This window comes from Glutamicibacter sp. BS14, from assembly GCF_056934375.1.
The window spans coordinates 3400835-3413369 of sequence record NZ_CM167801.1; the positions used below are offsets into that span (position 1 = coordinate 3400835).

Genomic DNA, 12535 nt, shown 5'->3' on the forward strand with positions numbered 1-12535 from the left:
CAGCCACGTGGCAAACCTGCGATAGCCTGAGGTTGAGACCACCAGCAAGCTGAACGAGAAGAGTGCGAGTGAGCCGTCCTGCCACCATTGGAGAACTGCAGATTGCCCGTCAGCTCTGCCCCGATCTTTCCTGGGAAGACGCGGCGGTGAACGAAGGCGGACAATTCCACAAGGTGGTCATTGGCAATCCGCAAGCGGTGATTCGCATGGCGCGCACGCCAGCGGCCACGGAACAGATGCCCCGTTCCGTCAAGCTGCTGTCTTTGCTGGAGGGCCAGCTCAACTACCAGATTCCGGTGGCGGTTTCCGAGATCCTGCACGTTGACGGACTCAGCTCCGTGGCCATGTCTTTCATCCCCGGCAGCGCCCATGAACCGCATTACGGGGATCCGAAGGTGCTGGGACAGCTGGTCAAGGATTTGGCCGAGCTGCCGCTGGAGCCGATCAGCGAGCATCTGGCCAAACCGTTTTCATTCCGTGGCGAATGGACCCAGGCCAGGCAGCAGCAATGCTTCGATGCGCTGCCCGAGGAGCTGCGAGGGCCTGCTACTGAGCTCTGGGCCCAGCTCGATATCCTGGCGCAGGTTCCTGCGGGCTTGGTTCATGGCGACTTGGCCGGCCACAACATGCACTGGATCGGCGAGAAACTGGTTGGCATCTTGGACTGGGACCTGGCCGCTGCGTGGGACCCGGCTTTGAACACCGCTTACCTGAGCCTGTGGCATGGGTTGGAAATGGCGGATTTGATTGCTCCCAGCGCCGAGGAAGCATACAGGGCCAAAATCTGGTTGGGCCTGATGAGTCTTGAACGGCTATCGGATACGCTCTCGCGCACCGACAACCCGAAGATGGGCAAGCTCATGCGCAAGATTGGTCCGCGCATCCTCACCGCTGCGCAGTCAATCAATGGCTAGGACGCATATTCTCGAGCCCCATCAGGTCGCTGCCAGGCTAGCCGCCCGCCGTGGCGCACGCGAGCTGGCACTAACCGGGGAAGGCACCGAATTCCTTTTCTACAGCTCGCTGCGCGGGACCCGCTACGAGGGCTACCGCATCCCTCGAATGCGGGTCTACAACACCAGCAACAATCCGCAGATTCCGGCCAGCAGCCTTCAGATCAAGGAATTGAACTGCAGCATCTGGGCTCAACAACATGGGTTGCCCAGCGCACGGGCAATTGATCTCGTAGATCAAGACGGGTACCCGGTGTTGATCACCGAAGTCATCGAAGATGACGGCTCACCAGTGGACGCTCACGCATTGGGCTCGTTGCTGGCTTCTTTGCACGAACTTCCGCCGCTCGCTTTCGACGAGGAAGGCAGCCAGGCCGGCACAATTTATGCGACGGTTGCCCAGCGCATCGCTGACCGCTACGCGAAGCTAGCCCGCCAGCATGCGATGCCAGCCTTGCCATCGGCCGACGTGTTGCGTGCTCTTCTCGAAAGATCCTTGCACCGGCGCAGCCTGTTGCATCTGGATATCCGTAGGCAGAACGTTCGTGTTCTGGCTGGAATGCCCCTGGCCATATTCGATTGGAGTAATGCCCTCTGCGCTGCCCCGGAGATGGAACTGGCACGCATCGAGGAATACGCTGCCATTGCCGAAAACGGTTTGGACAGCGAGCGCTTGCGTACTGCATACACCGGAAATGGCGGCAGTTTCGACGACACTTCGGCAGCGTGGACTGTGCTGAGGCTGGATGCTGCGGTGATGCTCGCCGGGGTATTCAACTCCGTGGCTCCCAATAGCAATCGTGAACAGCTCTTCCTCGCGCGAAGCCGGGCGTTGCTTGAAAACCTGGGCTCCTCGCTTTGACCTGTGCGGCCGGCCCTGCTTGTTGCGCGCTTTGCTTTGACAGGACCAGCGCAGGCCATCGGAAAAGATAGTGCTTGGCATCCGCTGGTTCCGCAAGCACAAACGCCGACCGGACCAGCAGCTCGGTGGGCAGTTCCAGCGCAGCTAGGATTTCTCCTCGGGCCGATATTCCGCCACGTCCATGGCTGCACGCATGCCGGCCTTGGCCAAGGCACCCAGTTGCTCGCTTGTGGCGTCGTTGTCCGTGATGATGCCGGTCAGGTTCTGACGATCCAAGATGACAAACGAGCGCCTGCCGATCTTCGATGAATCGGCCACCAGGTAGCTGCTGCTCGATTGCCGGATCATTTGCTCATTGACTGCCGCTTCCATTTCATCGCTGACCATCGGACCGACTTCGGGATCCAACCCGTTGATTCCGACAAAAGCCAAGTCAATGGTGATCTTTGCCAGAGAGGACTGCGCCATTGGACCAACCAGCTCGTAAGAACGGTCGTTGAGCACGCCGCCAGTAACCATCACCCGGATATGCGGGCGGACGGCCAGCATCGAGGCAATGTTCACCGCGTTGGTGACCACGGTCAACGTAACCCGGCCCGGTTCACCCACCAGGTCTTGGCGCAGGCTCAGTTCGCTGGCGATCGCCTTGGTGGTGGTTCCCCCGGATAATCCGATGACCATATTCTGCGAGACCATGTCGGCTGCCAGCTTCGCGATTTGCGCCTTCGCGCGGTCGTTGCTATCGCGCTGGTAGCGGGAAGGCAGGTCGTAGGCCACCGAGTTGGAGACCGCACCTCCGTGAGTGCGGGTAAGCAGTGATGCGGCGGCCAATGCGTCCAGGTCCCGGCGCGCCGTGGCCGGGCTGGTACCCAGTTGCTTGACGACTTCCTCTACATCGATCTGGCCGCGGCTGGCCAGCAGATCGAGGATCTGGTTCTGCCGTTCCTCGCGTTTCATCGTGCGCGCTCCTTAATTTTCCAGTTCATCAAGCGTGCAGCGCAGTTGGCGCACCTGTTGCTCAGATACTTCGATGGTATCGGCATAGCGGGTCTTGGCAGAAGAATGAACGGCTGCGACTCCCAGTCTGCGTACGGATTCAATATCTGTTGCCTGCAGCCCGCCACCGCACATGATCTCGATCCGGCTGCCGGCGGCTTGAACCATGGCCTCGATCGTGGCCATGCCCTGGCCAACGGTTCTTCTCCCGCCGCTGCTGAGCACTCGGTGAGCCGGGAACTCCAGAAGCCTGGCAAGTTCCCCTATTGGGTCTCGGCTGGCATCGATGGCCCGGTGCACCGTGATTTCCAGCCTCTGGTTCACCGCCAGGGCGGCCTCGGCCCAGGGCCGCATCATGGCCAAGTCCAGTGCCCCGCGTGGATCCAGCGCACCGAGCACTATCCCGTCTACCCCCGCGGCAGCAAGACGTGCAGCTTGCCTCTCCATGAGCGCGGCTTCCTCGGTGGTGTAGCGGAAATTTCCCGGACGGCTGCGCAGCAGTGCGTGCACCCCTCGTGGAGGCCGATGCTCAAGGATCTGTTCGAGCGCTTCCGGGTTTGGCGTGAGCCCGCCTAGTTCCAGCGCTTGGCAGGCTTCGAGCCGATCGGCTCCGGCCCGCGTTGCCCGTTGGGCGCATGCACCAGACGTGGCCACGATTTCCAGCGCCGGCAACGCCGTGCCCACGGCTATTTCACCGCACCGGCAGCCAGGCCGCCGATCAGCCGCTTCTCGATCAATGCGAAGAGCACGATCACCGGAACGATGGCCACAATGGATACTCCGAAAACGTATTGCCATGCAGTGGAGTACTGGCCAACGAACTTGGTCAACGCGACGCTCAACGGCTGGTTCTCGGCGGTGGAGAGGATCACCAGCGAGGCAGCGAATTCATTCCAGCAGGAAACAAAAGTGAAGATCACTGCTGTGACAATACCCGGCCAAACCAGTGGAAGGTTGATGGTGAACAGCACCCGCAGCTTTCCAGCCCCATCAATCTGCGCAGCTTCATCGATGCTGCGTGGTACGCCTGCGAAGAAAGAGTGCATGATCCATACCGCGAAGGCCAAGTTGAAGGCGGCATTGATCAGGATCATTGCCAGCCAAGTGTCGTTCAGATTCCAAGCCAGCATCTGCTTGAACAAACCTGCGGTGAGCACGGCAGGTTGCAGCATCTGCGTGACAATCACCAAGAACATGAACACCATCTTGCCCGGGAACTTGAATCGGGCGGTGTAGTAGGCGGCCGGGGTCGCGACCAGCAGTACCAGCAAGGTGGCGAAAACCGCGATCACGATGGTGGAGATCAAGTTGTAGGGCACCGGAGTTTCCGGGGTGTCCCACATGGTGATGTAGTTGGAAAACTGCGCACCATCCTGCGGCAGGTATTTTGGCGGGATAGCCAGGATTTCGGATTGGGTTTTCAGCGACCCGATCAGCATCGTGCCGTAGGGAATGAGGAAGATAATGACTACCGCGAAGCCTACAACCATCCGGCCGATGACAGTCTTCTTCGCGGCTCGATCTTCGGTTACCAAAAATGTCACGGCTAGATCTCCTGCATGGGTTTGACGGTTTTCACGTAGATCGCCACAATCACCAGCACGATTGCGAAATTCACAACCGAAAGTGCCGAAGACAGATCCAGTCGGCGGTCGAATTGCAGCACCTTGAAGATGTAGGTCATCAGCGTGTCTGCGCTGTTGCCGGGGATGGATCCGGTCATCACTTTCAATATCGGCAAGTTATTGAAGACGTTGATGATGTTAATCAGCATCGAGACGGCCAGCGCGGATCGCAGCTGGGGAATGATCACCAACAGGTAGGTTTTCCATCTACCGGCTCCATCTACGCGGGCTGCTTCCAAAGTTTCTTGCGGGATTGCTTGCAACCCGGCCAGCAGGGTGTAGGTCGTAAAAGGGATGGAAACAAAGATGGCCACAACTACCGAAACGGCAATGGCGGGAACGGCGTTCTTGGTCCATCCGTAGCCTTCATCCATCAAGCCGAGTTGAACAAAGAAGTGGTTGAAGATGCCGTAGTTCGGATCCAGCCCGTAGTAGAAAACTGTGGTGGTCATGACTACTGAGGCGGCCCATGGGACGATAACCGCCATCCGGACGATGGTGCGTCCAGGGAAGGGTTTGTTCAAGAACTGGGCCAGGACCAGTGACAGCAGCACGGTAATGACCACCACCGACACCACCCAGAGAACGGTGTTGAGCAAAACGCGGGGCAAGACCGGGTCTTGGAAGATGGTCACGAAGTTCTCCAGGCCTGCCGATTCAAGATCGGTTCCCACCGAAGAGATCTTCCTGGTCGAGTTGTAGATCATGTAGCCGGCGGGGAACACCACGATGGCCAGGATCAGCAAGAGTGCCGGCCCAATCCATGGCAAAGAAGACAAGAATGTCTGGGAATCCGTGCCTCGGCGGCGGGTGCGCCGGGCCCGGTTCGTAGCTGGCAGTACGGAGCTCATAGTCGGCTCGCTTTCGTTGCGTTCGGCCAGGTAACCCTGGGACCGGAGATTCTCGGTTGTCCAGCACGGCAGGCCCGGCGGTGTTACGCCGGGCCTGCCGTGGAATGCTTCCGGTAGCAGTTCCTAGCTTGCGGCGTCGGCCTTGGCTTGGATGCTCTCGAGTACTTCCTGAGCAGACTTGCCGGTCCCCAACTCGCCCATCAGTGACTTGAATGCACCATCGGTGGCGTTCCATGCCGGGTTTGTCGTCGGGTAGAAGACCGCGTTAGGCAACATGTCCAGGAATGGCGTGAGTGTTTCGTCTCCAGCCATCTTCTCGGAGCCGGACTTCGTCGTTGGCAAGAATCCTTCGGTGCTCACCCAATCGGTGTAGACGTCAGCGGAGAAGAAGTAGTCCATGAATTCTTTGACGGCAGCAGACTTGCTGCCGTCATTCCTGAAGGACATCAAGCGATCGGCAACACCCAGCGTTGCAGGCTCACCGGATTTCGTCGGCACGGCAGCCACACCGTAGTCCAGCTTCGGGTTCTCGTCCTCAATCTGCCCGATTGTCTGCGGCAGCGCGTAGGCGAAGCCGAGCTTGCCTTGGACGAACGTGTTGAGCATCGGGGTACGCTGTGTGGCACCGGGATCATTCTGGGTGACACCGTCGTCTACCATCTTCTTCATGAACTCGGCCGCTTCGAGGTTTTGCGGCGTATTCACCGAGATCTTCTGCGAGTCTCCGAAACTGCCACCGTTTCCGGCGAACCAGATCAGCGATTCGCCCTGGGCTTCCTCGCTGCCCAGGGGCATCCCGTAACCATCGGCCTTGGTTTTCTCGCTGATCAGCTTCGATGCATCATGGAGTTCTTCCCAGGTGGTAGGAACGGCATCAACGCCGGCTTCTTCCATCAGGGCCTTGTTGTAGAACAAAGCCCGGGCCGAAGCGATCAATGGCAAACCGAATTGGGTGCCTTCGAACTTCTCCGCGTCCGCAAAAGTCGTTTGGAAATCATCGATGGTTTCCTGCGAGGCAATGTCACTTGCCGGTGCAAGCAGGCCCTCGGCAGCGAACTCCGCGAAGGCTCCGCCGTTGTAGATGTCAGGAGCTTGTCCACCCTGCAACTTGGTTTTCAGCACACCCTCGATGTTTTCCCAAGACTGGACTTCGAGGTTGACGTCAATGTTCTCGTGCTCGGCTTCGAAGTCAGCGATTACGCCTTCCCAGAGGCCCTTGGTCCCATCCGAGTAAGTCGGTACGAGCATGTTCAAGGTCGTAGTGCCACCTGAAGCATCCGCGGATCCGCCACCATTATCAGAAAAACCGCAACTGGTCAGTAGCAATGCCGCGGCTGTTGAAAGGGCGAGAACCCCGGTTCGCGTCGTACGTTTCATGGTTGCTCCTCATCGCTGTGATGCTTTTGCATCGATGCAAGTGTGAATAATTCGTGACTTTTCTTGCCGATATAAATCAAGAAAAGTCAGATTCACTAAAAAGTATGAAGTGTTACAGATCACAGGTCAAGAGAATTTTGATATTTAGAGATTTAACTTGTTCGAAAAAGCTCATAAGTAATCATTAATGCATGCTTCTTTGCCAGTTTAGTGCTCAAGCAAGGCAAAGAGGCGGAGCAGGCGGGCCGCTTCTGAGGCCAAGGCTGCGCGGCCAGCGCCCACATATTTGCGTGAGTCAACGGCACCAGGATTAGCTTCGAGCCAATCACGCACGGCACGGGTAAAGAATCCATTCAGGTGCGTGGAAACATTAATCTTGCGCATGCCGGAGTTAATCGCCTTGACCAGCGTAGTGTCGGGGACCCCGGATGACCCGTGGAGCACCACTGGTATGGCCAGCGTTGACGAAAGCTGCTCAATCAGTGGCAAGTCCAGGCTGGCAGATCGCTCAAGCATGGCGTGCGAGGAACCGACGGCCACGGCGAGGGCATCAACCTCTGTCAGAGAATGAAAATGCCGTGCTTCGACAGGGTCGGTGCGTACCCCAGGAGCGTGGGCACCGTCCTTTCCGCCAATTTCTCCAAGTTCTGCCTCGACGTAGACCCCTTGGCGATGGGCGGCTTCCACTACTCGTATGGTGGCTGCAACGTTCTGCTCAAAGGGCAGTTTGGCGCCGTCGAACATGACCGATCCAAATCCCAGATCCATTGCCTGGTATACCAGCGATTCATCCTCGGCATGATCCAGATGCACAGCCACCGGGACTTCGGCAGATTCGGCCAATGCCAGTGTTGCAGCGGCAATCGAGTGGAGTCCACCGTGGTATTTCACGCAATTCTCGCTAATCTGCAAGATCACCGGCAACCCGACCTGCTCAGCACCACCGATTATGGCTTGGGCGGTCTCGAGGTGAATAACATTAAAAGCTCCTTGGCCTCGGCGTTGCTTTACTGCCTGATCCATAATTTGGCTGGTGGGAACCAATGGCATGGTCGTGCTCCTTAGATTTGTTCGTTCGCAGGGATAATGCGGTAGTTGGTGTCTCTAGCCAGCTCGATGTGCTGGGGTGACAGGCTCCCTGCAGTTGGCATGAGTACCGTAGCCGCGGACCAGGCGACAGCCCGTCGCAAGATCGCTTCCCGGTTCAGCAGCTGCACAAACCCCGAGGCGATAGCGGCCACGGCCGAATCCCCTGCCCCAGTTGGGTTCCCGGACAGCGTTCGGTTGAGTTTGGCATGGGCGACCAGCGGTGTTTCCCTGGTGAAGTGGTACAGCCCTTGGGCCCCGGCACTGACATAGACTTCCGGGGCGCCAAGACGCAGCAATTCCCGCGCTCCCCCACCTATGCTGGCGCAACCGGTGGCCTCGCGCAGCTCATGATCGTTGGGCTTGAGAACTGCCCCGCATTTGGCAGCGAGCAGCAGGTTTGGCCCGCTGGTATCCACCACAGTCCACAGTCCTTGGCCGGTGGCGTGGCCAATGAGCCTGCTGATTGTTTCCTTGGGAGTTCCCGGTGGCCAGGATCCGCAGATGGCCACCGCGCTCGCTGTCGATAGCAAGGCCTGGAACTCGTCTTCTATACGCGACCATTCGGCAGTTGCCAGCGCGGTACCTGTTTCGTTGAAGATGCTCGTCATGTCGGACTCCGCGTCATGGAAAGCCATGGAGCGGCGGGTGGGGACAGAAGTGCGAACCGGATTGATCGCAATGCCCTGCTGTCCTAATTCGACAGCGAATTCCTCTCCAAGGCTGCCACCCAGCGGACATATGACTTCGACGTCAATGCCCTGGGAGTGCAGTACCTTGGCTACGTTGATCCCCTTGCCACCTGCTTGGCGATGCTGCAGCGTGACCCTGTGGCTGGAGTCCAGCTTCAAATTCGGGGTCAAGTAGGTTTCGTCCATGGCCGGATTCGGCGTGAAGCTAAGAATCATGGGTGGCGCCCTGCCCCGGGACGTGTTGCCTGGCGGGCGAGCAGCAAGGCACCTTGCAACCCTGCCTCCGCGCCAAGCCGCGCCGGAACAATCCGTGGTCTGCGTTGGAAAGATAATCGCCGTTCTAGCGATTGTTCTATCTCAGCAAAGAACGATGGCCCGGCTTGAGCCAAACCTCCGCCAATGATGATTCCTTCTGGCGCGGTTGATGAGCATAGTTGAGCCAGCGTGAAGCTCAGAGCCTCAATGGCCTCCGCGATGATCGTTGCCGCTTTGGCGTCTCCAGCGGCCCGGGCGGCGAAGATTTCTTTGGCACCGGCCGATGTTCCCGTGGCTTGTTCGTATCTTCGTGCGATGGCACCGGCCGAGGCGAGGGTTTCCAGGCAGCCTGTGGCACCGCAAGCACAGAGCAGGCCTCCGGGGACCGGCGCATGCCCCAGTTCCCCTGCGTACCCGCCAGCTTCCAAGAGACGGCCGTCGACCACCAAGGCCGACGCAATCCCGGTTCCTATGATCAAAATGGCGCTGTTGCGCCGCAGTGCGTCGTCGTGTGCGCCGCTTCCTAACTCCAGTTCTGCACGGGCAGCCGAAGCCACATCATGCCCGAAGCCCACAGGCAGTCCGAGCGCGTCAGAGACCAGCCGCTTCATCGGAACATCGCGCCAGCCGAGGTTCGCTGAGAACACTGCCATCTCGGCAACCGGGTCTACCAATCCGCAGACCACCAGGCCCGCTGCCGCCGGCTGCTGGTCATTCGCTTCACGGAGCTTGGCTGCGAGCCCGAGCAACTGGTCAACGAGTACCTGGGCGGCAAGCTGCGGGGATGCCTTGCGCGTAGGTTCTCGCAGTACCCGGAGAATTTCACCTTCTTCTGTGGCCAGCCCGGCTTTAACGTCGGTGCCTCCGACATCGAAGAGCAGATATCGCTTTAACATGGCTGAGTACTCAGCCTTCCAGAATCACCGAGCGCGTGAGGTTGCGCGGGTGGTCCGGGTCCATCCCCCGGGCACGCGCCCGGTCCAGGGTGACCCTGTGAATGTAGGCAAGCTCGGCCAACGGGTGACGGTCTTCATTGATGTAGATGGCGCCAGTGCTGCGCACCTGGATATCCAGGTCCTCGGGCTGTTCGCCGAGCATCCACGTCACTCGGTTGGGCGCGGCAATGGCGATCGGCCCGTGACGGTAGTCCATTGCAGGGTAGGCTTCGGTCCACCCTTGGACAGCCTCTCTCATTTTCAAGGCGGCTTCATGGGCCAGGCCCACGGAGAATCCCCGTCCAAGGAAGGTGAATTGTTCTGCGTCCACTAGTTCTTGTGGTGTTGGCGAGTTCACCAGCGCTTCGGCTTGGGTCATTGCGTGATCCAGCTTTTCCCCCACGCTGGAGAGCAAATAAGCCAGGGCAGTGGTAGCAAAACGCGTCTGGACGACGGACTGCTCATCGGCATAAGGCAGCTGAATCACGGCATCGACCCTGTCCACTATGGGCGAGGCCACGTCCCCGATGATGCCTACGGTGTGGATGCTGTCATCGAGTTCGGCCAGCAGTTGGAGCACTTCAGAGGTGGTGCCCGAACGAGTAATCGCAACCACGGCATCGTAGTCACGCGTAGCGATACGCGCTTCAGATGCGGCGAAGGCATCAGTCACACCGTGGCCTGCTGCTTCTCTCGCCGCGGCATAGGCTTCAGCCATGAACCATGATGTCCCGCATCCCACTACGGCAACCTTCGCGCCCTTGGCCGGCAACAGGTTTTCGCGCTGTTGCTGCGCTACTGCACGACGCCACATCTCTGGTTGCGAGACCAGCTCTTCTTCCATATGTGCGCCTAGCACGGTTCGCTCGCTCATGCGTTTGCTCCTTTTGGCATGCAGTGCCCGACAGATCAGGATTGATGTTTTATGATTATTTTTAGATGATAACAGTCAGAAACAATCTATTTCGAGTATAGGGTGAGAAACCCGTCTTGAGAATGCCTGCCCAGAAATTCTCCAATTCCCGCCAGTGGCAGACCGCTCCCAAAAGTGCGGCAGCAATCGACTATTGATGGGAATTAACTAGTCAGCGAGGAAATTACCGCGTTGTTCCAGGCATGCAGATTCTGCTCGTCCGATAGCCGGTCCACTGATGATCAACCTCGGCGAAATGTGTTCCCACCACAAGCCACGTGAGATTTGGCTTGATCGACCGATGGGATTACCGGCTTGGGCATAAAGAAAGCCCGCCTGAAAAATTTTCAAGCGGGCTTTCATGCACCGTTTCCGGTGCAAACAATATCTAGTTCAGTGCTGAGATGGCTGCATCGTAGTCCGGCTCGGTGGTGATCTCCGGGACGATCTGGTTGTAAACAACCTGGCCGTCTTCATCCAGGACAACAACCGAACGGGCCAGCAAGCCAGCCAGTGGACCGTCAACCTGGGTCACGCCATAGTCCGAACCGAAGTCGGAACGGAAGACCGAAGCAGCGGTAACGTTCTCGATGTCTTCGGCACCGCAGAAGCGTCCCAGTGCGAATGGCAAGTCAGCAGAAACGCACACCACGGTCGTGTTCTCCAGGCCGGCAGCCAATTCGTTGAAGCGACGCACGCTGGCAGCGCAAACGCCGGTATCAACCGACGGGAAGATGTTCAGGACAACGCGACGGCCAGCCAGCGATTCGCTGGTGACATCTGCAAGGCCGGTGTCGGTGAGAGTGAAAGCTGGAGCCTGCGAGCCAACGGCCGGCAGATCACCAATAGTCTGTACAGGGGTTCCCTTGAAAGCAGTATTAGCCATAGGTCTTGTTTATCATGAATGCCTAATCCGGAGCTATATTTTCTGCCTACTAGCGCAAACAAGTCGCTCACCTCTCGTTCCTATGCAAAACTGTGGACATGGGCCCCGACTACGATTCATACGCAGCGAAGATGCGTGCTCAGACCCTTGACGGCACTGATTTGGAAGTAGTCGCCCGTTTCACCGACATGCTCTGCCGCCGCAATTCACGAATTCTCGATATCGGTTGCGGGGTAGGCAACACCGTCAACGCCTTGCGCCGCTTGGGACACCGTGGCTACGGCATAGATCCCACACCCCAAGTGCTGGATGTAGCTGCAGAGCTATTCGACGGGAGCTGGTTCCGGCAGCTATCGGCGAACCAGCTGGCCCTGGGCTCATTGGACGAGCATGACCTGCCAAGGACGTACGACGCCATATTGTTGACCGGTAATGTGCCTGCTTTCATTTCTCGCGATGAACTGCGAGGCATATTCAACTTAGCCGATCCGGTACTCAGCGTCTCGGGCGTACTCGTTGTCGGAACCACCCGCCATGCCAGAGGCGGACCGGAAGACCAGGACGAACTTCGCGAAGGGACCTCGCTGCAGCTCGTGCAGCGATTCGCCGATTGCCATTTAGCTCCCTACCGTTCTGGCTCCCAATGGTCTGTGAGCGTGTACGCGCGCACCGGTCAGCGTTCAGGATTCGAGAGCCCAGATGGGATATTCATTCTGCCCTCCTAGCCTCGTGGCTATTTGCGAAACGCCGCCAGGTATTCAACAGGCGGCAACTTTTCAAGGCCTGGAATCGCTGCCTAAATGCGACCGCTGTTTCGTAGCCAACTGACTTCGCAAGAGAAGCTGCCGTTTCATAGGTTTCCACGAGCCGCCGGCAAGCCTCTTTTATTCTCAGTGACATTGGGACAGTGGGCATCCCGAAGCTGAACTGTGCTGAGCCAAGCGGGGAGAATTGCCCATGGCTCCGGGCACAAGACGCTGATTTCCCAGCGCTAGGAAGCTACCGGTCCGGGAAGGCACGGAGGCTTGCCTCGATCTCGCCAGAAGCCGCCAACAATCGTCGGGAATTGGGAGTATCGGACCTGCGTGGCCAGCAGGTGCAGGC

General features: G+C 58.5%; 13 protein-coding genes. 3 read left to right on the top strand and 10 right to left on the bottom strand.

Annotated elements, in window-relative coordinates:
* The first annotated feature begins 68 nt into the window (after positions 1-68).
* Both AC1Z36_RS16095 and AC1Z36_RS16100 read left to right on the top strand, forming a co-directional pair.
* Positions 69-914, top strand: a complete 846-nt coding sequence (locus AC1Z36_RS16095) for a phosphotransferase family protein (RefSeq protein WP_105657193.1) — start codon at positions 69-71, stop codon at positions 912-914.
* Positions 907-1815, top strand: coding sequence for a phosphotransferase family protein (locus tag AC1Z36_RS16100; protein WP_105657192.1), 909 nt, complete (start codon positions 907-909; stop codon positions 1813-1815). Before AC1Z36_RS16095 ends, AC1Z36_RS16100 begins: the two co-directional genes overlap by 8 nt.
* Before the next feature lie 144 nt (positions 1816-1959).
* Here the strand turns inward: AC1Z36_RS16100 and AC1Z36_RS16105 are convergent, their stop codons facing one another.
* The 10 genes from AC1Z36_RS16105 to tpx form a co-directional block, all read right to left on the bottom strand.
* Entirely contained in the window at positions 1960-2772 is an 813-nt protein-coding gene (locus AC1Z36_RS16105) for a DeoR/GlpR family DNA-binding transcription regulator (RefSeq protein WP_105657191.1), read from the bottom strand.
* 12 nt (positions 2773-2784) lie between these two features.
* The gene (locus tag AC1Z36_RS16110; RefSeq protein WP_166650652.1) at positions 2785-3495 is read right to left on the bottom strand and encodes a copper homeostasis protein CutC; all 711 of its coding nucleotides are present in this window, start codon (positions 3493-3495) and stop codon (positions 2785-2787) included.
* Between the two features lie 2 nt (positions 3496-3497).
* Entirely contained in the window at positions 3498-4355 is an 858-nt protein-coding gene (locus tag AC1Z36_RS16115) for a carbohydrate ABC transporter permease (RefSeq protein WP_286134151.1), read from the bottom strand.
* A 2-nt stretch (positions 4356-4357) separates the two neighbouring features.
* A complete protein-coding gene (locus tag AC1Z36_RS16120; protein ID WP_105657189.1) occupies positions 4358-5287 on the bottom strand; it encodes a carbohydrate ABC transporter permease in 930 nt (309 codons plus the stop codon).
* A gap of 123 nt (positions 5288-5410) precedes the next feature.
* On the bottom strand, positions 5411-6664 hold the full coding sequence (locus AC1Z36_RS16125; RefSeq protein WP_105657188.1) for an extracellular solute-binding protein: 1254 nt from the start codon (positions 6662-6664) through the stop codon (positions 5411-5413).
* Positions 6665-6871: 207 nt separating this feature from the next.
* Positions 6872-7714 carry a class II fructose-bisphosphate aldolase gene (locus AC1Z36_RS16130; protein ID WP_105657187.1) on the bottom strand — a complete coding sequence of 281 codons (843 nt, stop codon included), beginning with the start codon at positions 7712-7714 and terminating at the stop codon, positions 6872-6874.
* Between the two features lie 11 nt (positions 7715-7725).
* Positions 7726-8628, bottom strand: coding sequence for a 1-phosphofructokinase family hexose kinase (locus AC1Z36_RS16135; protein WP_483561459.1), 903 nt, complete (start codon positions 8626-8628; stop codon positions 7726-7728).
* A 26-nt stretch (positions 8629-8654) separates the two neighbouring features.
* The gene (locus tag AC1Z36_RS16140) at positions 8655-9593 is read right to left on the bottom strand and encodes an ROK family protein (RefSeq protein ID WP_105657185.1); all 939 of its coding nucleotides are present in this window, start codon (positions 9591-9593) and stop codon (positions 8655-8657) included.
* Between the two features lie 10 nt (positions 9594-9603).
* The gene (locus AC1Z36_RS16145) at positions 9604-10506 is read right to left on the bottom strand and encodes an SIS domain-containing protein (RefSeq protein WP_105657184.1); all 903 of its coding nucleotides are present in this window, start codon (positions 10504-10506) and stop codon (positions 9604-9606) included.
* A gap of 427 nt (positions 10507-10933) precedes the next feature.
* The gene (gene tpx, locus AC1Z36_RS16150; protein WP_105657183.1) at positions 10934-11431 is read right to left on the bottom strand and encodes a thiol peroxidase; all 498 of its coding nucleotides are present in this window, start codon (positions 11429-11431) and stop codon (positions 10934-10936) included.
* A 98-nt stretch (positions 11432-11529) separates the two neighbouring features.
* On the opposite strand from tpx, the gene AC1Z36_RS16155 reads away from it, so the two are divergent.
* A complete protein-coding gene (locus AC1Z36_RS16155) occupies positions 11530-12156 on the top strand; it encodes a class I SAM-dependent methyltransferase (protein WP_105657182.1) in 627 nt (208 codons plus the stop codon).
* Positions 12157-12535: the final 379 nt, after the last annotated feature.